Source organism: Amycolatopsis sp. NPDC051071, from assembly GCF_040682875.1.
Lineage (GTDB): Bacteria > Actinomycetota > Actinomycetes > Mycobacteriales > Pseudonocardiaceae > Amycolatopsis.
Map to the genome: position 1 here is coordinate 62,589 of NZ_JBFBBY010000017.1, position 21,323 is coordinate 83,911.

Annotated in this window: 17 protein-coding genes, 4 tRNA genes and 4 pseudogenes; 12 read left to right on the top strand and 13 right to left on the bottom strand. The window is 66.2% G+C overall.

Annotated elements, in window-relative coordinates; all coding sequences use genetic code 11:
- Positions 1–108: 108 nt before the first annotated feature.
- Both AB0M65_RS08845 and AB0M65_RS08850 read left to right on the top strand, forming a co-directional pair.
- Complete coding sequence (locus tag AB0M65_RS08845; RefSeq protein WP_364023699.1) at positions 109–807, top strand: hypothetical protein; 699 nt, start codon at positions 109–111, stop codon at positions 805–807.
- A gap of 232 nt (positions 808–1,039) precedes the next feature.
- The gene (locus AB0M65_RS08850) at positions 1,040–2,428 is read left to right on the top strand and encodes an MFS transporter (RefSeq protein ID WP_364023702.1); all 1,389 of its coding nucleotides are present in this window, start codon (positions 1,040–1,042) and stop codon (positions 2,426–2,428) included.
- Positions 2,429–2,485: 57 nt separating this feature from the next.
- Here AB0M65_RS08850 and phnC read toward each other — a convergent pair whose 3' ends face one another.
- The 3 genes from phnC to phnD form a co-directional block, all read right to left on the bottom strand.
- Positions 2,486–3,253 (bottom strand): phosphonate ABC transporter ATP-binding protein, encoded by a 768-nt coding sequence (gene phnC, locus AB0M65_RS08855; RefSeq protein ID WP_364023785.1) that lies wholly within the window; start codon positions 3,251–3,253, stop codon positions 2,486–2,488.
- Positions 3,253–4,857, bottom strand: a complete 1,605-nt coding sequence (phnE, locus tag AB0M65_RS08860; RefSeq protein ID WP_364023706.1) for a phosphonate ABC transporter, permease protein PhnE — start codon at positions 4,855–4,857, stop codon at positions 3,253–3,255. The genes phnC and phnE overlap by 1 nt, the downstream gene beginning before the upstream one ends.
- 113 nt (positions 4,858–4,970) lie before the next feature.
- Positions 4,971–5,948, bottom strand: coding sequence for a phosphate/phosphite/phosphonate ABC transporter substrate-binding protein (gene phnD / locus AB0M65_RS08865; protein ID WP_364023709.1), 978 nt, complete (start codon positions 5,946–5,948; stop codon positions 4,971–4,973).
- A gap of 412 nt (positions 5,949–6,360) precedes the next feature.
- Here phnD and AB0M65_RS08870 point away from each other — a divergent pair, with 412 nt between their 5' ends.
- Positions 6,361–7,197 carry a GNAT family N-acetyltransferase gene (locus AB0M65_RS08870; RefSeq protein ID WP_364023711.1) on the top strand — a complete coding sequence of 279 codons (837 nt, stop codon included), beginning with the start codon at positions 6,361–6,363 and terminating at the stop codon, positions 7,195–7,197.
- 16 nt (positions 7,198–7,213) lie between these two features.
- Here AB0M65_RS08870 and AB0M65_RS08875 read toward each other — a convergent pair whose 3' ends face one another.
- Positions 7,214–7,615 (bottom strand): metalloregulator ArsR/SmtB family transcription factor, encoded by a 402-nt coding sequence (locus AB0M65_RS08875; protein WP_364023714.1) that lies wholly within the window; start codon positions 7,613–7,615, stop codon positions 7,214–7,216.
- A gap of 187 nt (positions 7,616–7,802) precedes the next feature.
- Between AB0M65_RS08875 and AB0M65_RS08880 the strand changes: the two genes are divergently transcribed.
- From AB0M65_RS08880 to AB0M65_RS08895, 4 genes and pseudogenes are all read left to right on the top strand, one after another.
- Positions 7,803–8,207 carry an arsenate reductase ArsC gene (locus tag AB0M65_RS08880; protein WP_364023717.1) on the top strand — a complete coding sequence of 135 codons (405 nt, stop codon included), beginning with the start codon at positions 7,803–7,805 and terminating at the stop codon, positions 8,205–8,207.
- A 35-nt stretch (positions 8,208–8,242) separates the two neighbouring features.
- A complete protein-coding gene (gene arsB / locus AB0M65_RS08885) occupies positions 8,243–9,334 on the top strand; it encodes an ACR3 family arsenite efflux transporter (RefSeq protein ID WP_364023720.1) in 1,092 nt (363 codons plus the stop codon).
- Positions 9,331–9,507: pseudogene (locus AB0M65_RS08890) on the top strand (FAD-dependent oxidoreductase); the annotation flags it as partial. The gene arsB and the pseudogene AB0M65_RS08890, both read left to right, overlap by 4 nt.
- A 97-nt stretch (positions 9,508–9,604) precedes the next feature.
- Positions 9,605–9,871: a hypothetical protein gene (locus AB0M65_RS08895; protein WP_364023791.1), complete on the top strand. Its 267-nt coding sequence runs from the start codon at positions 9,605–9,607 to the stop codon at positions 9,869–9,871.
- Here the strand turns inward: AB0M65_RS08895 and AB0M65_RS08900 are convergent.
- The 4 genes and pseudogenes from AB0M65_RS08900 to AB0M65_RS08915 form a co-directional block, all read right to left on the bottom strand.
- On the bottom strand, positions 9,823–11,157 hold the full coding sequence (locus AB0M65_RS08900; protein ID WP_364023723.1) for a hypothetical protein: 1,335 nt from the start codon (positions 11,155–11,157) through the stop codon (positions 9,823–9,825). The two genes, AB0M65_RS08895 and AB0M65_RS08900, sit on opposite strands and share 49 nt — an antisense overlap.
- A 64-nt stretch (positions 11,158–11,221) precedes the next feature.
- Positions 11,222–12,311, bottom strand: a pseudogene (locus AB0M65_RS08905) (NAD(P)-binding domain-containing protein).
- Positions 12,308–13,527, bottom strand: a pseudogene (locus tag AB0M65_RS08910) (MFS transporter). The pseudogenes AB0M65_RS08905 and AB0M65_RS08910 overlap by 4 nt, the downstream one beginning before the upstream one ends.
- A gap of 5 nt (positions 13,528–13,532) precedes the next feature.
- Entirely contained in the window at positions 13,533–14,870 is a 1,338-nt protein-coding gene (locus AB0M65_RS08915) for an FAD-dependent oxidoreductase (protein WP_364023726.1), read from the bottom strand.
- Positions 14,871–14,973: 103 nt separating this feature from the next.
- Between AB0M65_RS08915 and AB0M65_RS08920 the strand changes: the two genes are divergently transcribed.
- Together AB0M65_RS08920 and AB0M65_RS08925 are read left to right on the top strand one after the other, a co-directional pair.
- Positions 14,974–15,819, top strand: coding sequence for a GNAT family N-acetyltransferase (locus tag AB0M65_RS08920; protein ID WP_364023729.1), 846 nt, complete (start codon positions 14,974–14,976; stop codon positions 15,817–15,819).
- 182 nt (positions 15,820–16,001) lie between these two features.
- Complete coding sequence (locus AB0M65_RS08925; protein ID WP_364023732.1) at positions 16,002–18,338, top strand: diguanylate cyclase; 2,337 nt, start codon at positions 16,002–16,004, stop codon at positions 18,336–18,338.
- Here the strand turns inward: AB0M65_RS08925 and AB0M65_RS08930 are convergent, their stop codons facing one another.
- Complete coding sequence (locus AB0M65_RS08930) at positions 18,339–18,671, bottom strand: winged helix-turn-helix transcriptional regulator (protein ID WP_364023735.1); 333 nt, start codon at positions 18,669–18,671, stop codon at positions 18,339–18,341.
- On the opposite strand from AB0M65_RS08930, the pseudogene AB0M65_RS08935 reads away from it, so the two are divergent.
- A pseudogene (locus tag AB0M65_RS08935) lies at positions 18,649–18,789 on the top strand (XF1762 family protein); the annotation flags it as partial. The gene AB0M65_RS08930 and the pseudogene AB0M65_RS08935 sit on opposite strands and share 23 nt — an antisense overlap.
- 61 nt (positions 18,790–18,850) lie before the next feature.
- Complete coding sequence (locus AB0M65_RS08940) at positions 18,851–19,963, top strand: integrase (RefSeq protein ID WP_364023738.1); 1,113 nt, start codon at positions 18,851–18,853, stop codon at positions 19,961–19,963.
- A 49-nt stretch (positions 19,964–20,012) separates the two neighbouring features.
- Here the strand turns inward: AB0M65_RS08940 and AB0M65_RS08945 are convergent.
- From AB0M65_RS08945 to AB0M65_RS08960, 4 genes are all read right to left on the bottom strand, one after another.
- Positions 20,013–20,087, bottom strand: a tRNA-Val gene (locus tag AB0M65_RS08945).
- A 1-nt stretch (position 20,088) separates the two neighbouring features.
- Positions 20,089–20,159: transfer RNA gene (locus AB0M65_RS08950), tRNA-Cys, on the bottom strand.
- A 25-nt stretch (positions 20,160–20,184) separates the two neighbouring features.
- Positions 20,185–20,257, bottom strand: a tRNA-Gly gene (locus AB0M65_RS08955).
- A gap of 135 nt (positions 20,258–20,392) precedes the next feature.
- Positions 20,393–20,818: an SsgA family sporulation/cell division regulator gene (locus AB0M65_RS08960; protein ID WP_037307077.1), complete on the bottom strand. Its 426-nt coding sequence runs from the start codon at positions 20,816–20,818 to the stop codon at positions 20,393–20,395.
- Positions 20,819–21,217: 399 nt separating this feature from the next.
- Here AB0M65_RS08960 and AB0M65_RS08965 point away from each other — a divergent pair.
- Positions 21,218–21,289 (top strand) — tRNA-Val (locus AB0M65_RS08965).
- Positions 21,290–21,323 lie beyond the last annotated feature (34 nt).

The window sequence follows — 21,323 nt, forward strand, 5'->3', positions numbered from 1 at the left end:
CCTGCGCGAGTGGCACTTCTACTGTGATGAATCACCGGAGTCCCGTGGATCGTATAGGCGCGTCGACCGGTGTCAGAAGCAGGACAACATTCGGTGGGGAGAGCAATCGTGGACCTCGAAGGCCGTCATGTCGATCGCGTGCTCGCGGATGTCGAGGCGCTCAAGCTCGTCAACGACGTTGAGCACGCCGAGGTGCTCTCGGTGCTCGACAACACCTTCCCGTTCGCTGAAACGTTGCAGTACACCGACTCCGTACACGCCCACGTCAAGGTCGAGGACGTCGATGCGCTGCCGCACGACGAGTTGGTCGCGTTGGGCTATCACCCGGAGAACGCCGAACCCGGTTACATCAAGTACTCCACCGATGCCGGACTCAACTTCATCTTCTCCTCGATCCCGATTGCCCAGGACGACAGCGTCGAGGGCGCGGTGATCCTGCCCAAACCGTTCATGGACCACGTGGGCATCGACATGCGCGACGAGGCCGACGCCACCCAGATCGCCTTCGACGCCATCATCACCCGCGCTGCCGAGCTCAACTGGCGCGAGGTGACTCAGGCAGGCCCGGTTCACTGCTGTCACACGCAGGTCAAGGCGAAGCATTGGGCCTACCCGCCGGAGTGCTGGGCCGGCTGGCGTCGCCCTATCGAGTTCGCGTTCGGCACTCTGCAGATTTTTCACCAGAAGATGGGCTGCGACCTGCGCCCCATGGACCCCGGCCATCCGATGGCCGCCGCCGATGCGCAAACCACTTGCAGTGCCGCCTCTGAGGTCGAACCGGACACCTCGGCCTCGGTATCGGGCTGACCGTCACGGCCACGTTCCGGCAGCAGGGCGATCGGCAGCGCGGCCGGTGTTGTACCAGAGTTCGTTCAATGACGGGCTTGACCTGTATGAATTATTGATTCGAGCTTTGACTATTTAAAGATCCGGCTAATCAGGCAATCGAATCTATTGCTTGACCATATTGCGCCGGTGGCTATTCTGAGTCCTTTCTGCCGGTTCAGGGTTCAGTTCACTGGGGGACCTGGAGGATATCGTGACAGCAGATGCCGCTTCCTCGATTGCCGGGTTGGGCGCTCGTCTGGACCGGCTCCGATGGGGGCGGATGCACCGGGTCGTGCTGCTCGCACTGGGTGCGGGCTGGATGTTCGACTCGCTCGAAGTGAACCTCGTCGGCAGTGTGATCAGCCCGCTGGACAAACACTTCCAAGCGGACTACGCGGCCGGGCAGTTTGTGATCTTTTCCTGGTTGATCGGGGTGATGATCGGCGCGCTGGTCGGCGGGCGGCTTGCCGACCGGTTCGGACGGCGACGGCTCTTCGTGCTGACCTTGCTGTGGTACGTGGTGTTCACCGTGCTGACCGGGCTCGCGCCGACCCTGTGGGCTGTGATTGTGCTCCGTTTCGTGACGGCTCTCGGCGTCGGCGCGGAGTATCCGGTCATCAGCGCGGCTGTCACCGAGTTCATGCCCGCCCGCTACCGCGGCAAGGCTAGCGCCACCGTGATGAACTTCTGGCCGCTGGGCGCGATCTTGGCGGGCCTGCTCGCGTTCTTCCTGCTCAACGTTCTTGCGCTGTCCGCAGCTGTGTCCTGGCGGTTCGGCTTCATTCTCGGCGGCGTGCTCGCGCTTCTCGTCCTGTTTTTCCGCCGTCGCCTCCCCGAATCACCGCGCTGGCTGGCCAGTCAAGGCCGGTACGCCGAGGCCGAGGCGATCGTCCGGCGAATGGAAGAGGCCTCCGGAGGAGCCGGGCCACCCGCGGACACGCAAGTGGACGCGCCTCCGCCGACAAAGGTTCGCAACGGGGTAGCCGAACTGATGCGCCGATGCCCTGGACGGCTGGCGCTGGGCAGCGTGCTCAATCTGTCAGAAGCCTTTGGCGCCTACGGGATCAACGCCTTCATGCCGCTCATCGTGCTGCCGGCGATCCACGTCGCGGACAGCTTTATCCCGGTGTTCTACATCCTCGGGAGCGTAGGCGCGCTGATCGGGGGAATCGTGATGTCCCTGCTGATCGATTCTCTGGGGCGACACAAAACGATCATCTGGTTCTACACCACGGCAGGGCTGGCCGTGCTGCTACTGGCGGGCGCAAGCAGCACGGGATCCGTCGGACTGGTACTCGTCGCGTTCATGCTGTCCAACGGGTTGACGACAGGGGCCGGGATGGCGGCATACCCGGTCGCCAGCGAACTGTTCCCCACCGAGCTGCGGGGTATCGGCGTGGGATTCTCGGTCGCGGTCGGCCGGATCGGCGCCGCGTTCGGCGTCACCCTGATCACTTTCGTCGCCACCCACGCTTCCATCACCGCCGCATACATCGTCGTTGTGTTCCTTTGGCTGATCGGCGCCGGAGCCATGGTCATCTTCTCGATCCGCGGCGGCGTCGATGGCGCAGGAAGACCACTGGATGTCGTGGCCGCGTAGCTGTGGAAGCGAGGAGCGTGATGCCGAGCCGTGTCCGGCGTTGGGGAGGATGACCGGCTAACCCCGCGCGACGTCGGCTATGGGAGTTCGTTGGTAAATCCGCATGATGGAAGCCTTGGTCAGGCCGGCGGATGGACTGTCCAGCACCACCTGCCCGGCGCGCAGGCCGATCACCCGGTCCGCCCAGCCCAGTGCCATCTCGACCTGGTGCAGGCTGCACACCACAGTGAAGTGCTCCTCCGTGCAGATCCGCCGCAGGATGTCCATCACCTCGACGGACGACTCGGGATCGAGCGAGGCGACCGGCTCGTCCGCCAGCAGCAGCCGCGGTCGTTGCATCAAGCTCCTGGCAATGGCGATTCGCTGCTGCTCGCCGCCGGAAAGCGTGTCCGCCCGCTGGAAGGCCTTGTGAGCAAGCCCGACGCGCTCGAGGTGGTCCACCGCCTCCTGGCGCATCGTCTTGGAGTACATCCCCACGCCCAAACGAGGACCGATCAGTCTGCCGAGGGCGCCGGACAGAACATTCTCCAGGCAACTGACCCGATCGACCAAGTTGAACTGCTGAAAGATGAAACCGACCTGACGGCGTAGCGCCCGCAACGAGCTGCTGCGGGCATCGGCCACGTCCACTCCGAGCACTCTGACCCTGCCGCTGGTGGGTTTGTGCAGCCCGTTGAGCAGGCGCAGCAGGGTGGACTTTCCCGAGCCGGACAGACCGACAACGCCGAGGAGCTGGCCCGGAGGCAGGCGAAACGACACGTCGTCGAGTGCGGTCTGAGCACCGAACCGCTTGGTGAGGCCTTCGAGTTCAACTGCTTGCTCCATCAAAGAATCCTCTTCCGGATGGCGTCCGATGCCCTTTCGACGGCGAACACGGTCATGAACACGACGATCAGCACCGCCGAGGTCGTGCGGAACTCCAGAGTCTGAACCGACTGGTACGTAAGGAATCCGACTCCGCCCGCGCCGACGATGCCGACAATTGTGGACGATCGGATGGTGCTGTCCAGAGTGAACAGAACTGTGGCGACGAACGACGGCGCCACCTGCGGCAGAACTGCCCCGGCAGCCTGTTGCGTGCGGGTGGCGCCAACCGACCGTAGTGCGGCTCCCGGCCCGACGCCGACGTGTTCCACGGCGTCGGCCATGAGTTTCGCGGTCAGTCCGACGGAGCTCAGCGCGAGCGCGATCACGCCTGCGAACGGGCCTAGGCCGAATGCCGAGATGAACACCAGCGCCAGTACGAGCGGGGGAAGCCCGCGGGCCAGGACGATGATCACCCTGGCCACGTGGTACACCGCAGGGTGTGGACTGATCGTGCGGGCAGCGAGGAAGGCCACCGGCAGACTCAGGAACGTCGCGAGAGTCGTCGCCGTCACCGCGATGGCCAGCGTCTCGAGCATCGCGGTGGGCAACTGCTCCCACACGGACGCGAAGTCCGGAGGAAAGAAGGCTCCGAGGCCGCCGAACAGGTCTGGCAGGGCCTTCACCAAGGTCCCTGGACCGATGTTCAACCCGGAGAAACTGGTAACGATCAGCGAGATCGCCACGCCCACGGTCAACACCCGGAGCAATCGGGATCGGGTCCATGGCACGGCTGGAGCCGAGGCCGCAGGTACCCTCTGTACCGGCGAAACCCGTTCTTTGCGGGCTCGTCTGCGTGCGGGGCGGACAAGGTCGTGCCCGACGATCTTCGACCGGATGACCGCTGAGGTGCGCTCGACGACCACAACCAGCACTATGACGACCAACGCGATGCCGATTCCGCGCTGATACTGCAGGGTGCGCAGGGTGTTGTACAGCTCGAAGCCGATTCCGCCGGCCCCGACGAAGCCGAGCACGGCGGACGCTGCGACGTTCATGTCCAGGCGGTAGAGCACAGTGGCCACGAACGAGGGAATGACCTGAGGGACCACGCCGGCCGCGATCGCCTGCGGCCGGCTGGCGCCGACAGCATCGATCGCTTGAGGAGCGCGCGGGTCCACCTCCTCGATCGCGTCGGCGAACAGCTTGCCGATCATCCCGGTCGAGTACACCGCGATAGCGAGCACGCCGGGCAGGACTCCGACGCCGAGCACGCGTACGAAGATCAGGGCGTAGACCAGATCGGGGATTGCCCGCGCGCCGAGGATGATCGCCCGTGCCACCGTCCTGACTGCCGGGAACGGCGCTGTGTTCGTCGCGGCCAGGAATCCGAGGGGGAGGGCGAATACCGTCGCGAGCGCGGTACCGGCCACCGCGATCATGAGCGTGTCCAGGACCGGTTTGGCGATCGTCGCCGGATTGGGCGGCTTGATCGGCGTCATCCGGGTCAGCAGGTTTCCGAGGTCGGACCAGCCGTCGATGAATCGCTGCGGATCGACTCCGATCGCCCGTGTGCTGAGAACGATAAGGACGACGCAGATCAGGCTGATGACCACAACAGTCACCCGCGTCCGAGTCCACGGTGGCGCCAGCCTGCCGCCGGGCACCGGACGAGTTCCGGCTGGGAGGAAAGCCTCGCCGTCCTTGGGACTTCGGGCAGGTGAACCTACGTTGCGGATCAGCCACCACCGATCGAGCCGCAGCTGTCCACGTGGGTTGTCTTGCAGGCGTCCCAGATCACTTGGAAGTAGGAGTGGTCCACCGGCAGGTAGCCGAAGTCGCCACTGGCACTGATCAGGCACTTGACGCCGGAGCAGTAGCCCTTCTGCTCCAAGTATTCGGCATTGAGCCGGTTGACGACGGTGCGGATCTTGTCGCGCAAGTCCTGTGGAAGCTGGCTTCGGGTCGCCAGAGGTGAGCCGGGTGCGCGAACCTGCCAGACGACCTTGAGGTCGTTCTGTTTGATGTCGCCTTGTCGGATGGCGGTTTCCCATTGGGCCTGCGATGCGAGTCCGACGGCGCAGTCGCCCCGGCGCACGGTCCGGGGAATCGTCGCTCCGGTCGGGATGGTGAGCCGGGTGAAGTCCTTGTCCACCTTCAGTCCCGCTTTGTCGAACTCGAACATCGGGATCAGCGTCGTGGTGGAGGCCGGATCGGGGAAGCACACCGTCTTCCCGCGGAAGTCGCCAAGCGAGCTGATAGGGCTGCCGGCGGCGGCCAGCCCGTAGATCACGTAGCCGAGCTGATCGCCCTTGGTGTGGATCCGCACACCGTCGGGTTCGATCTTCGCGCCGTTCTGTACAGCCAGGGCGTAAGAGAACGCGCCAAGCTGGGCTACGTCGACGGTACCGGCGATCATGCCCTCGATCACCCCGGCGTAGTCGGCGGCCTGAAAGGTCTCCACCCTGATGCCTACTTCGTCCGACAGCGCCTTGACGAAAGGACCGAAATCGTCGTTGAAGGTCCGTGCTTCGCCACTGGGAGTCGCGGCGAACACGATCTTCTGTGGCCAGTTGCCTGTGCTCCCGGACGCGGTGCTGTCCCTACTGGTCGAGCAGGCGGTCGTGACCAACAGTGCCGTGACCATTAGCAAGGCTCGGGCAGTTCGCATGTAATCGCCCCTCGCAGGCACACCTCGGCGGGCGTCCCATTTCACCGATGGAAGGAAGGCGCCGGTCGACAGGTATGGTCAAGCGGCGGGACGAGGGCATGTTTGGTGCCATGTCCTCGGTTAAAGCCCCAGTATCATCATGAGAGGTTGATGTCATTGACTTTCGCGATGATAATCGCGGCCGGCTGCCGGGTACAAGGGCCATTCGGTGCAGCGGTGTGCGCCTCTGACCTGCAAGCGGTGTCGCTGAATGGTTGTGTGCAGGTTGCCATCAGTGCTGGTTATCGGGTCGTAGTCTCCTGAAGTCCATTCGTCGTGGCGGGCAATCGCTGATGAGAGATTCTTCTAATCAAAGATTAATCTAATCAGCGACCTGCTCGGTGTCATTCAGGCAGCGGAGGAATGTATCGACTGAATTCGATTGACGTGATGATTGATTGTGGCCGATACTTTCGCCATGACCACGGTTGCCTCGAACAACCAGTTGCTGCCCGAGCCCGAGGCCGCGACCTATTCCGAGTGGTTCGCGTGCCTGGCTGAGCCGATGCGCGTCAAGCTGCTGCACGCAGTGGCTACGGCACCTGGGGGCCTTACCGTCGGCGCGCTGACCGAGGTCCTCGGCACCAGTCAATCCACGTGCTCGCATCATGTGCGCAAGCTGGCCGACGTCGGATTCCTGCACCTGCGCAAGGTGGGTACCGCCACGGTGGCGACGGCCAACCAGGCTTGCTGCAGCGGCCTCCCGCACGCTGCTGACGCGGTCATGGGGTTGCTGGCCCCGCGCCCATCCCGCCCGGCTGACGACGTACGTGCCGACGTCGCGGTCCGCGAGTTGCACGCGGATGACTGGACAGCGGTCCGGCGGATCTACGGCGAGGGGATGGCTACCGGCCTTGCGACCTTCGACGTGACGGTGCCGAGCCCTTCTGCATTGGATGCGAAGTGGCTGCCAGGGCATCGCTGGGTTGCTGAACTCGACGGTAAGGTGGCCGGTTGGGCCGCCGCTGAGCCGTCATCGGCGCGGGAGTGCTATTCCGGAGTCGCCGAGACGTCGATCTACGTCGCAGACGGCGCTCGCGGCCGCGGCGTCGGGAAGGCGCTGATCCGAACGCAGGTCATGCAGGCCGGCGTGTCCGGGCTGTGGGCCCTGCAGGCCTCGATCTTCACTGAGAACCGCGCCGGAATCGCTTTGCATCACGCGGCCGGCTACCGCACGGTCGGCATCCGGGAACGCATCGCTCAGCGCGACGGCGTTTGGCACGACACTGTCCTGCTCGAACGGCGCGCCTCGTAGATATCGGTCTGACCCGCTAGACGCCCTTCGGCGTGACGATCGGCGCCCTGCGGTCAGCCAGCGGGCCACCCGGTCGCAGCAAGGTCTTGAGAGTCTCCAGCGGCTCAGGGTGCAGGCTGTACCAGCTCCACGTGCCACGTCGTGTTCTCTCGAGGATGCCGGCGGTGACCAGTACACGCAGGTGATGGCTCAGCGACGGCTGAGGCATATCGAAGTCTTCGGCCAAGTCGCAGAAGCAAGCCTCGCCACCGGGGGAGTACCGGATGAGGGAGAGCAGGCGGATCCGGATGGGGTCGGACAGTGCTTTGAACAGCTTCGCCGCTGCCTCGGCCTCACCTGCGTCGACGACGGCCGCGGGCTCGGCCAGGAGCAGCGTGACGGCGACCGGTTTCCGGGTGCGACTCTTCTCGCTCGCCACGTGCCCTCCTCCGTGCCAGGTGTGTAGGTGTGTGCCACTGTCCACCATACCCGCTGAATTGACAAAGCTCGATCCAAGCTCTTCAATTGCATCGACGGAGTTCGATCCAGCGGGATCGGCCGCCGCGTCCGGTACCTGCTCGACGAACTCATCGACTGACATCTCCTCAGAGGAAAGGAAGACGGGCATGACCCGCACGCCTGAAGTGCTGTTCGTCTGTGTTCACAACGCGGGCCGATCGCAGATGGCCGCCGCGTTGTTGCAGCACTACTCGCTCGGACGTATCACCGTCCGGTCCGCTGGCTCGGAGCCCGCCGAGAAGGTGAACCCGGCCGTCGCCGCGGCGCTCGCGGAATGGGGTTTGGACATCACGGCCGAGGTGCCGAGCAAGCTGTCCACCGAGGACGTCGAAGCTTCCGATGTGGTGATCACCATGGGCTGCGGTGACACCTGCCCGGTGTTCCCCGGCAAGCGATACCTCGACTGGCCGCTGGAGGACCCGGCCGGGCAGGGCGTGGACGCCGTTCGCCCGATCAGGAACGAGATCGATCGCCGCGTCCGTGGTCTGGTCGCCGAAATCCTCGACGCCTGAACTTTTCCGCTTCTGAGAACCAGGAGATCTGCACCGTGACCCAAACCGCCGATAAGGCCGGCGGCCCTGCCGACGCCGACGTCCTGCACAAACTGTCCTTTCTGGACCGCTTCCTTCCCGTCTGGATCATCGTCGCGATGGGGGCAGGTCTCCTGCTGGGCAGCGTGATCCCCGGTCTGCAGGGTGTGCTGGACGCGGTGAAGGTCGGCCAGGTGTCGCTGCCGATCGCGCTCGGTCTGCTGCTGATGATGTATCCGGTGCTGGCGAAGGTCCGCTACGACCAGCTCGGCACCGTCACCAAGGACAAGTGCACGATGGCACTCTCTTTGGTACTCAACTGGATTCTCGGCCCGGCGCTGATGTTCGCATTGGCGTGGCTGTTGCTGCCGGATCTTCCCGAGTACCGGACCGGGCTGATCATCGTCGGCCTGGCCCGCTGTATCGCGATGGTGATCATCTGGAACGACCTCGCCTGCGGGGACCGCGAAGCCGCTGCCGTGTTGGTCGCGCTGAACTCCGTGTTTCAGGTGATCATGTTCGGCGTGCTGGGCTGGTTTTACCTCGACCTGCTGCCCGGCTGGCTGGGTCTGGACACGACGACACTGGACTTCTCGCCGTGGGAGATCGCGCTGAGCGTGATCATCTTCCTCGGCATTCCTCTCGCCGCGGGTTACCTTTCGCGGCGTATCGGGGAGCGGAGCAAGGGCCGCGAGTGGTACGAGGGGAAGTTCCTGCCGAAGATCGGTCCGATCGCCCTCTACGGTCTGCTGTTCACCATCGTGATTCTCTTTGCCCTGCAGGGCGACAACATCACCTCCCGCCCGCTGGATGTCGCGCGGATCGCGTTGCCGCTGCTGGTGTACTTCGCGGTCATGTGGGTCAGCGGTTATCTGCTGGGCAAGGCCTCCGGGCTGTCGTATGAGCGCACGACGACGCTGGCGTTCACCGCCGCGGGCAACAACTTCGAACTCGCTATCGCCGTCGCCATCGGGGTTTTCGGCGTCACGTCCGGGCAGGCACTGGCAGGGGTCGTCGGGCCGCTGATCGAGGTACCCGTGCTGGTGGCCCTGGTCTACGTCAGCCTCTGGCTGCGGAAACGCTGGACCGCCAAAGTTCCCGCCGAATGAGCGATTCCGCTCAGGTAGTGGTCGTCGGCGGCGGCCAGGCCGGTCTCGCCGCTGGCTACTACCTGCGCCGCGCCGGGCTGGACTTCGTCATCCTCGACGCCCAGCCGGAACCGGGTGGCGCCTGGATCCGCGGCTGGGAGTCGCTGCGCCTGTTCTCACCGGCACGGCACAGTGCCGCAACAGCCGCTCGAAGCCGGTGGGGTGAACGCCTCGGCCGGATTACCGGCGAAACCGCCGATCGTTTCGTTGCTCATCACAAAGCTCCTTGTGGTGGCGTGGGATTCAGAAGCGCGAGGGCACTTGCAGTGCCCGGTCGCGGGCGGCGTCGAGCAGAGTGTCGGCCTGGCACTGGCCGGAGCACACCTGCACGCACGATGCGCGCCGCTCGCGGCCGAGCCTTTGACCTTCGAGCAGTCGGTAGACCTGGCGAAGGCGTTCAAAGCACTGGGTGATCCGGTGCGGCTGCGGCCGCGCACTGAGACGATGGGTCAGCTGTCGGGCTTGCTGTCCACGCCAGGGCTCGTTCCGGGATCCTGATCGTCATCCGGGGATGTGGCGTGTGCCGCGGCTTCGCTGATGAGGGCCCGCGCTTCCTCGATCACTTCAGGCGGCTGTCCTTGGTCGCCCCACAGCGCCGTCGTGCTGGTGTCCCATAGTCGTCCGGGCACTGTGGACGGTGTGAGCATGACACCGAGCGTGCAGTGTTCCCAGTCGTCGATGGCGGTGCTGTAGTCGTGGTGCAGGACCTGGAGCCGGATCATCAAGGCATCGCGTGCCTCTTCGGAACGGCGTGAGGCGACGACGAACTGCAATGGAGTGAAATCGCCAGGCGCCGGGATAGCCGTGCGGCTGTGGATGAGGGTGCCGGGTTTGGTGGGCTGCGCCGCGGACTCCATGAACTTGATCAGGGTGCGGCCGAGGTCGGTCCGGTGCTCGACCGGCAGGCCATCCAAGGCGGCAAGCATGAGCAACAGATCCGCGTCTCGCCCTTCCTCAATCGGGGTCTCCGCCACGTCCTCCATGATCATGCGGAGCATGACGTGCGGCGCCTCCTCGTCGTGGCCAGCGGGCTGCAGTGGCGCACGGGCCACGGAGATCGTCTCCGATGGTTTCGCTGCCAGCAGCGAGGCCACCGCTGGATCCAAGGATCCGGGAATGGCGTCGATGTCGGCGAGGGCGTATTCGTGGTAGCGGCGTGGCTCGTCGCCGAGCTCGACAGCGTCGCCGCCGGACGCGCGCATGAGGTACGCCAGCACCGCGCGGGTGGAGCGAAGGTGGTCGAACAGGAACTCCCAGTCTCGCCGGAGGATCACGATCGCGGGAACCTCGGTCGGAGCCGCGGGAGGCAGGTAGCCGTGGGGTGGATCCGCATGGTCGATCACCACGACCGTCAGCCACTCGTAGTCCTCGCCTGCCACCTGGATGGTCCGCCCGCGCGCGTTGGTCATCGCCGCGGCGGCGAACTTGAGGCGCCGCACGGTTCCGCTGCCCTGATCAAGTCCCTTTCTCACGTTCTTGTCCAACCAGGACAGTTCGCGATCCGGCTTGTCGCTGGGATCGGTCCGGCTCTTGGACTGAACAACCGCCGCTTGGTCGCCGACCAACAGCAGTCCGTCACCGAGTTCACGTATCCCCGAACCCGTACGTATTTGCTCGGGCCGGAACACGAAGTCCGGCAATCCCCATGTCGCGGCGGCGTCCCGGACAGCGTCCTCGGCCGCGTATCCCTGGGTCGCGGCTTCCGGAAGCGGGGAAGCGTCCGGGATACGCCGGATCGCGGTCCCCGCCGCGGTCTCGATCACCAGTGTGAGCGGCTCGCCCATGGACCGCCTCCTCGCCTCGGGGTCAGTGGATCGCATTATGTGTGAGCCGCTGGCGTCAGACGGGTCACCGCGCCGAAGCGGGTTGGCAACACGCCGCCCTTGGCGACGAGTCGCCGGCCAGTAGGCGTTTGGTTACGTAGTGGGCGTCTCGACCGACGCCGCGCAGAGTGGCGGAGGCGAAGCTGCGTTGCCATTCCAGGCCGACGTAGGCCAGCCCCGCGTGGGTCGATGACAGGCCGCGGTCGTGCAGCGGCCGGTCATCGGAAGTCAACGCACCGAGTCCGTCCAGATAGGACAGTCCCGGCCGGAAGCCGGTGGCGAGCAGGATGGTGTCGACGTGTTCGCGGGTCCCGTCCGGCCAGGCCACGGTGTCGCCGTCGATGGTGGTGAACATGCGCCTCTGGCCCGGTTCTCCGTTGAGGATCGCGGTTTTGCAGCTGCCGGGGTCGTTGACCGGTGCGGTGAGCGGTTTCTTCAGCAAGTGGCCGATCGGCAGATGGTCGAAGCCGACGGCTGCGGACCAGAAGTGCACGTCCTTCCCGAACGGCCGCTGCGGCGCGAACTTCACCGGTGCACGGTTGGCGACGGTGACGTGGGCATGGCCGGCGAGTTCGGTGGCGATCTGGACGGCGGAGTTGCCCGCGCCGACCACGATGACGCGATGTCCGGTGAACGGTTCCGGGCCGCGGTAGTCGCTGCTGTGCAGGACCTGTCCGGTGAAGGTGTCCAAACCAGACAGGGCCGGGCGGTAGGGGCGGGAGAAGCCGCCGGACGCGGCAATGACGATCGGTGCGGTCAGCGCGGTTTCTCCGGCCGTGTGCACAGTGAAAGGCGCCGTTGTCGTGGGTGACGGCGTCCACCCGTTGTCCGGTACGGATCTCGGCGCCGAGACAGCTGGCGTAGCGGCGGAGATAGTCGACGACCTCGTCCCGGTGCGGGTAATGCTCGGGATCGCCAGGGAACGGCACGCCGGGAAGGCTGCTGTAGCGGGCGGGGGAGAAGAGGGTCAGGGAGTCGTAGTAGCGCGGCCAGGACCCGACCGGTTCAGCACCCGCTTCGAGGATCAACGGTGTCAGGCCCTGTGCGCGGGCAGCGTAAGCGGCGGCGAGACCAGCCTGGCCGCCGCCGACGATGATCACGTCGTGGTCGCTCATGAGCTCCTTCCAGAATGAGGTGTTGCCACGAGGGCGAGGACTGCGGCGCCCACCGTGACGGCGGCGAGCACGAGGAAGGTCGGCGAGTATCCGCCGATACCGCTCGCGATGGCCGCGCCCGCCCAGGGCGCGAGTGCGACGGTGATAGTCAGCGGTGCCTGTACAAGCGCGTTGAGTCGTCCGTAGTGGGTCGCACCCCAGCGGTCGGTCACGGCAGTAGCCTGCAGAAGTGTGAAGACGCCCCGCGCCATGCCCGCCATGACGGCGGCGACGATCACCCAGCCGTGGTAGTGAGCAGCCCCAGTACCGCAGTGGTCGCGGCGGCTGCCAGGAGCACGATCGCGGTCCGGGTCCGTACCGTCGTCAGCCGGGTGAGCGTGGTGTAGACGAGCCGTCCCAGTACCTGCCCGGCGCCGCCGAGGCCGAGGGCGATCGCCGCTGTCGTGCTGCTGACTCCGCGTTCGGTGAGCAGCGGCACGAGATTGATCACTCCGGCGTACACGGCGAACGCCGCCAAGCTGAACGCGATCACCAAGCCCCGGAACGGAATTCCACGCACGATCCGCGCGGGATCGTTGTGCTCCGGGTGCGTGCTGGGCGGTGGCTCGGCCGGTGGCCACGGTCCGCGTAAGCCCCACAGGTGGGCAGGGATGGTGATGACTGCCAGCGCCGCGGCGAGGACCAGGTAGGTTTCCCGCCAATCCATATATGCGGTGAGCAGCGCGGTCAGCGGCGCGAACACCGTGCTCGCCAAGCCGGCGGCCAGGGTGAGCACGGTCAGTGCGAACACGCGCCGCTGCCCGTACCAGCGGGTCAGGGCCGCGAACGCGGGCAGGTACAGCACCGCACCCATCGCGACCCCGGCCAGCACCCACGCCGCGGTGAACCACGCCAGGTTCGGTGCCAGCGCGACGGCCACGACCGCGGGAGCCGCCAGCACCGATCCGGCCGTCATCACCCAGCGGGGACCTCGGGTGTCGAGCCAGCGCCCGACCGGGATCCCGGCCAGTGCGGCGACGACCTGACCGGCCGAGAACGCCGCGATCACCCAGGCCGTCGACCAGCCTGTCGTCTGGCTAATTTCGGGTGCCAGGACCGGAAAGGCGTAAAAGAGAATGCCCCAGCTGGTGACCTCGGTGACGCAGAGGACGGCCAGCACGCGGCGCAATCCGGACGCGGTCAGTTTGGGCGACGCCTCGGCGGTCGCGATCGGCATAGTGGTCAGTGCGCTGCGGCGGATGGCGCGGACAGCGTGAGGACTTCCGGCTCCGGTGCCGCGCAGCAGCCACCGGCGGCCGGTGCGTTGTCCGGTTCGTCGAACAGGCCAGCTCCGCCACAGACGCCGGTCTCGGACATGCGCAGCTCGACCCGTGCCGCCGCCTCATGGTCCCCGGCCAGCTGGGCGGCGATGCTGCGTACCTGCTCGTAACCGGTCATCGCCAGGAAGGTCGGCGCCCGGCCGTAGCTCTTCATCCCGGCCAAGTAGAAATCCTTCTCCGGATGCGCGAGTTCCTTGGCGCCATGCGGATACACGGTTCCACACGAGTGGACGTTCGGATCGATCAGCGGCGCGAGCGCCACCGGTGCCTGCAACGTCGGATCCAGCTCCAGCCGGATCTCCGACAGCGAGGTGAGATCAGGCCGGAACCCGGACAGGGTCACGACCTCGTCGACCTGCTCGATCCGCTGTCCGCCGGAGCAGATCAGGGTCAGCCGTCCGTCGGTGTCGCGTTCGACGACGTCGGTGCGGAATCCGGTCACCACTGTGATCAGCCCGGACTCCACCGCCGCCCGCGCCCGCAATCCGAGCGCGCCTCGTGCCGGGAGCTGGTCGGCGTCGCCGCCGCCGAAGGTGTCACCGACCGCCCCGCGGCGCAGCACCCAGCTGATCCGCGTGCCGTCGTCCGCCAAGCCGGACAACGCGACCAGTGCGGTCAACGCCGAATGCCCGCTGCCCGCGACCACCACATGCTTGCCTGCATACCGCGCCCGCACCGCTTCGTCGTCCAGATTCGGGACCCGGTAAGTGATCCGGTCCGCCGACGCACGCTCACCGACGGCGGGAAGACCTTCGCCGCCGAGTGGGTTGGGCGTCGACCATGTGCCGGACGCGTCGATCACGGCCCGTGCCGCGATCCGCTCCTCCGCCCCGCCGGCGGCGCGGACGTGCACGGTGAACGGTTCTTCGTCTCGGCCGCTGTCCACGACCCGGTCGCGTCCCCGGCGGGCGACGCCGATCACCTCGACGCCGAAGCGGACCCGGTTGCCGAGCGCCGCCGCCAGCGGTCGCAGATACAGGTTCGCCCACTCCGAACCCGTTGGATACGTCTCGTCGTCGGGCCGGTTCCAGCCGGTTGTCTCCAGCAGCCGCCCGGCCGCGGGGGCGACGAGTTCGGACCACGGCGAGAACAACCGCACGTGATTCCACGCCGCCACATCCGAACCCGCCTGCGCGCCGCGCTCCAGCACCAACGGCTCGAAACCCCGCTCCACCAGCTCGGCGGCGGCCGCCAGCCCCACCGGCCCGGCCCCGATCACCACGACATGCAGCTCGTTCATCCCAAGCACCTTTCATCGATCCAGCTCGATTGAGTCGATGCGAGGGACTGTATCGACCGTCGTCGATTGACGCAATCATCGATTCTGGTCGATACTGGGACGCATGACGACGGTTGTGCCCGTTCCCCTCGCCGGTCTACTGCCTGAGCACGAGGCCGCAACTTATGCCGGTTGGTTCGCCTGCTTGGCCGAGCCGATGCGCGTCAAACTCCTGCACGCCGTCGCAACCGCGCCCCGTGGCCTGACCGTCGGTGCCTTGACGGAAACTCTCGGCACCAGCCAGTCGACTTGCTCGCATCACGTGCGGAAGCTGGCCGAGGTCGGGTTTCTGCACCTGCGAAAGGAGGGCACGGCCACGGTCGTCACGATCAACCAGGCCTGCTGCAGCGGGCTCCCGCACGCGGCCGACGCGGTGATGGGCTTGCTCGCGCCGCGCCCGTGCTGTCCGGACAATGTGTCCGACGACGTCACCATCCGCGCCCTGCGCGACGACGACTGGAACGCGGTCCGCCGGATCTACGGTGAAGGCATCGCGACTGGGCTCGCCACCTTCGAAACCAAGGTCCCCAGTCGCAAAGTGCTCGACGCGAACTGGCTATCCGGACACCGCTGGGTCGCCGAAATCGACGGCGAGGTCGCCGGCTGGACCGCCGCAACCCCGGTCTCGGCGCGCGACTGCTACCAGGGCGTCGCCGAGACCTCCGTCTACGTCACCGAAACCCACCGTGGCCGCGGCGTGGGGGAAGCGCTGCTGTTCAAACAGGTCACCGAAGCCGATGCCGCCGGGCTCTGGACCCTCCAAACGTCGATCTTCACCGACAACCGCGCCAGTATCGCCTTGCACCACCGTGCCGGTTATCGCACCGTCGGCATCCGCGAACGCATCGCCCAGCGCGACGGCGCCTGGCACGACACCGTCGTCCTCGAACGTCGCGGCTCGATCGACTAGCTGCGCTCCTGCAGGCACTGAATGGCCTTGTCACCCGCCCGGACGGTCAGGTATCGAATCTGACGAGGCCGACCTTGTTCGATGACTGCTCATTGGTGTTGTTCGTAGACCGCGCGGGCCTTGCCAGGGCCTTTGAAGTCGGTCGTGACCCAGATGTCGCCGACCTTGTAGTCGCTGGGGCCTTGATCGGCCTGCTGACCATGGCGGCGACACCATTCAAGGCGGCGCAACTGGCTCTGCTGCCGGACGTGCTGGGCGATAACCGGTACCAAGTTGGCCTGGCGCTTCGCCAGATGACGGTTCAGATCGCCCAGGTGGCCGGGTTCGGATTCGGCGGCATCCTCGTCGGCGTGCTTAGCCCGTCAGGTGCGCTGATCGTCGACGCTGCCACCTTCGGACTAAGTGCGCTGATCATCTCGGTGGGTGTCCGACCAGTCCAGACGACGAAGAAGGGCACGGTCGACGAGGATGGCGCCGATGCTCACCGGCGCGGCGTCGACCTGAGGCTGGCCGTGCCGTTCATCTTGGGGGCCTTGATCGGGCTTTTCGTAGTACCCGAAGGTCTTGCTGCCCCGTACGCGGGAGCTCTCGGAGCGGGAGCGGTCGCGGTCGGTCTGCTGATGGCAGCCGATCCCGTCGGCAGTGTCATCGGCGCATGGTGGGCGGCCAAGACCAGCTCGTCGACCACACCGACTCAGCGAGCTGTCGTGATCCCGGCAGCCCTGGCGGGAGTGCCGCTCATCGCCTGCGCGTTCTTGCCGGGAATTGCCTGGTCGATCGCGCTGTGGGCGCTCTCCGGCGTCTTCTCGACGATCTACTTGATCCGCTTGCAGCCCATGATCGTGGCGCTTGTCCCGGATTCCCGCCGCGGGGCCGTGATGGGGAAATTCAGCACGACCGTCTACGCCGGGCAAGGCGTGGCGATCTTGGGCGGGGGAGTCGTCGCTGAACTGATCGGGCCCGGCTACACCATCGCGGTGGGGGGCGTGCTGGCCACGGTCCTGGTCGTCGCCGTGGGCGCGGCCTGGAAGATGGCTCGTCCCCGACGCGTCAGGACCACCGAGGACGAGCCTGCACAAGCCGATCAAGCGGCACGAAGACCATCAGACTTCCTTGTTACGCATCGCGGCCTCCTCCCGGGACGTCCGGCTGAAGGAGGAGGTCCCGCCGGTCAGGAAGCGGCGACTTCGGAGACCGGCCCCTCCTCCGAAGGGAACGGAAGTGCGGTCAGTATGCAGGGGAAGTCACAGAGCGCGCATGGGGGTAGCCCAATCGGACACGTAGGTTGGTCCGTCTGGTCTCACTCTGTGTATGCGCGTGCGTTCGTCGTTTTCATCGAAATGGCCGCAATCGCGGCGGTCGGTGTGAGCGCGGCTCTTGATCCGCCCTCATGGGCAGACGTCCGAGTCTGCCTATTCGTGCTGGCTTTCGGGGTGATCGCGGCTGAGCTGGCGCGCAGCGTGGAACGGCGCCGGAGGCGCTTCGCGGACACGCCGCACGTCAATTTCTCGTCGGTATGGACGCTCGCGGGCGCCCTCATCTTGTCCCCGTCGCTCGCCGCCGGTCTCGCTGTCGTTCTGTATGTCCACCTGTGGCTGCGGTGCTCGCGGGGCGTGGCAGGGACCTTCGCCTCCCGGTTCGCGTTCAACGCGGCCAACGTGATCCTGTCCTGCCAGGTCGCCGGGTGGATCGCCAAGCAGATGCAGCTCGTCCCGATGACGCACGAGTTCGACGGCGCGGACGCGCTGGCGTGCGCCGCGGTCGTCGTCGTCGTCGTGTACTTCACCGTCAACTCCCTGATCGCCGCGATTCTTATCGCGATCGTGCGTCCCGACCGGACGGCGACGCGGCTGCTCGGGCCGTTCAGCGAGAACGCGCTCGAACTCGCCACCTTGTGCATGGGCGTCGTGACCGCGCTCTTGCTCAGCATGCATCCCACGCTCGTCGTGCTGATCTTCGTGCCGCTGTATGCGCTGCACCGGTCGGTACTGATCCGGCAGTTCGAGCACGCGGCCACCATCGACTCGAAGACCGGCTTGCTGAACTCGACTGCCTGGCACGCACTCGCCGCAGCCGAGTTCGCGCGAGCTGAACGAACCGGTACCCGGGTCGGTGTCCTAATGATCGATCTCGATCATTTCCGCAGGATTAACAACTCCTTCGGCCATCAAGCCGGGGGTCGAGCTCTCCGCGCCGTCGGCCAGGTTTTGCAGAACATCGGCGGGGAGGACTACAGCGGCCGGTTCGGTGGCGAAGAGTTCGTCGTGATGCTCCCCGGTGTCACGCAGGACGAGCTTCGTGTTGTCGCTGACCGGACATGCGAGGCGGTGTTCGGCCTGCGCGTCGAGGGCATTCACGATCAGGCGGCAGGCGAGCAGCACCCGCTGAGCGCGTCGATCGGCGCCGCGCTGTATCCGGACGCGGGCATGAGTCTCGAGGACGTGCTTCTGGCCGCCGATCTGGCGCTGTTCGCCGCGAAGGACGGCGGGCGGAACCAAGTTCGCATGATGACTACGTGATCACGTCTCGTCGGTCGTTGCGGCGGCCTCGTTCGCCAGGTTGTCGCGATTCTGCTGCGCCCAGGTCGCCAACGGCGGCAGAGCCCGCAGCAACTCCTTGCCGCTGGGGGTGAGCCGGTACCAGACACTGCCGCCGATCTGGCTCCCCTCGGCACGGCGCACGACCAGCCCGTTGTCCCGGGCTCGTTGCAGCGTGTCGGTCAGCACCTTGTCCGTGACCGGCTTCGGATGCGACACCCAGCCGACGCGTTCTTCGACGCCGTTCACGTCCGCCATCAGATCCTTGTAGCGCCGCTCGCCGAGCGCGAGCGTGGCCAGGACCGCCAACGCCAACTCCAAGCTGTATGGAGTCTCGTGGCGCGTCGCTCGGACACTCGGGTTCCAGCGCCTGATCACCTACACGCAGGACGGCGAGAGCGGCGCGAGTCTGCGCGCGGCGGGGTTTCGTCCGGTCGCGGTCCTGCGGCCGCGGCCGGGTTGGTCCACAGTGTCGCGCCCGCGAGAGTCGCGTGGTGTCGAAGTACCGGTCCTTTCTGGACAACCATCTGCTGCCGCAGTGGTCGTCATGGCCGTTGGCTGGGATCTTCAACAGCTACGTGGAGATCGAGAAGTGGCTCTCGGAGTTGCACGAGGACTACGCCGACTCATCGGTGGCGTCGATCTTCTCGCTGTTCTCCACGATCCTGGGCGCGGCGGTGAAGGCTCGGAAGATCCCGGCGAACCCGTGCGCCGGGATCCGGGTCACCTCGGGCGAGTTCGAGGTCGAGAACCTCGTCGCAACTCCGGTGCAGGCACTGCGTGCGTCGATGCGGCTGTATGAGAGCGGGCTCGGGCTGACGGGGTTCGTGCTCGGGTTGCTCGACTTCTACACCGGTGCCCGGTGGGGCGAGCTGGTCGGTCAGCAGCGGCATGAGTACGACAGCGAGTCGCGGGTGATCCAGATTCGCGAGCCGTTGAAGGAGATCGGTGGACGCCTCTTCAAGGGCGGTCGAAGGATCGACACGTCGCGGCTGGCTGATCTTGGACCGCGGCCGACTCGCCCGGTGACTCCGAGGCGACAGGGCGGCAGGGCGAAGAAGGGCCGGACGAAGACCCCGGCGGGTACGCGGAGCGTGGAGTTGCCGCCGAGCATCGCGGTCTTCTACGAAGAGCTGATCGACAGCCACAGCTTCCCGTTCATCCTGTGCAGCGCCGAAGGCGCACCGCTGCGACGGTCGAACTTCCGCAACCGCTACTGGCGCCCGGTCTGGGACGGCAGTGACGCTGAACACACGCGGTCTGCGGAAGTGGTGCAGCCGATCCTGCCGACCTTCACATTCCACGAGGGGCGGCACAGCCACAGCACCTGGCTGGCCGAGGACGGCATCCCTGAGGTCGCCCGCCGGGCGCGGCTGGGTCAGAAGATGAAGGGCATCGCGAGGGTCTACGACCACGTGACCCCGCTCATGCGCCGCCAGATCCTGCAAGCGCTCGAGACCCGCTGGATCGGCTCGCTGATCGCACTCACGCCAAGTGAGCGGACGAAGCTGGGGGAGTGGTTCCCGCACCTGCACGCCACATTCCGTGACGGGCAGTTGGAGACCGCTCCGAAGGCCATCGCCTTTTCATCGCCTTTTTACGACTGAAGCCCTGCCCCTCCGAGGAGGAGCAGGGCTTCTGGCCTGCGAAAACAAATGGTGCGCGATACTGGGATTGAACCAGTGACCTCTTCCGTGTCAGGGAAGCGCTCTCCCGCTGAGCTAATCGCGCGAGGTGGAGACGGGATTCGAACCCGTGTACACGGCTTTGCAGGCCGTTGCCTCGCCTCTCGGCCACTCCACCGTGTCAGGCCCGAGAGGGCCTTCCGAGCGGATGACGGGATTCGAACCCGCGACCCTCACCTTGGCAAGGTGATGCGCTACCAGCTGCGCTACATCCGCACATCCTCGGTTTGGATGGGAGTCAAAACCTCGCGGTTTTGTCTCTCACCCCGTCGCCGTGGTGTGTGTGAACACTATCCGACCTTGAAACCGGCTTTGCAACCGGGGTGCCACTTGCTGTTCGCAAGCCTGTCATCAGGCCATATCGTTGGGGATCAGGTGGGTCAGGGCGTCGTCGACGTCGACCCACAGGTGTTCGTTGCCCGGCAGTACGACGTCGTAGGTCCGGTCGAGGAAGTCGGCCAGCTCCTGGGCGGACGCCTCGAACATGGCGTGCCCTGACGGCGAGTTCAGTTCGATGAGGACGGACTCGGGGTCTTCGACGGAGGGGCGGATGCGTACGTCGCCGTCGCCCGCGTCGGCCAGGAGGCCGTCCGCGAGGAGATCGCGCGCGTAGACCCACTCGACCCAGCCGGCGCGGCCGGTGCGGAAGGCGGCGACGACCGCGTACGGGTCGCGTGTGTCGTATCGCAGTTCCACCTTGACCGGAACCGCGGGCGTCCGCGGCGCCAGGAGGTCGAACACCGCCGTCGAGCGGAGCGTCACGTGATCGTTGCGCATCGTCCTACCCTTCGTCTCCTTCCCGGCCCGGTCGAACCGAGTGGCGATGATGTGACGTTCCGGCCGGTCGATCGGAACGCGGTTTGGCCGCAGATCACCCGGATGGGGTCATCGGACCCCGATCATGACTCCGTCACCCCATCATCACCCGCGCGACGCGCAGCCCTACATGCGCCCTGCAGGCAGTCCACATGTACATACTGCGCGGTTAAGTCGTCGCGCGATAGCACCGTCGCACGAATGTCGAAACGCGTCGCGGGCGGCCCCCGGCCCCGACAACCCCGGCTAGCTCGTGGTTGTTCGCTCCGTATTTACCGGTGAGCGGAGTGTGGTCGGAGTGAACCACCCGTTTGCAGGCCCCCGAAAGTCGTGGGGTAGAGTTACGCGGACACCCAGAGCGGGCGATTAGCTCAGGGGGAGAGCGCTTCGTTCACACCGAAGAGGTCACTGGTTCGATCCCAGTATCGCCCACCGACGAAGGCCCCGGACCATTACGGTCCGGGGT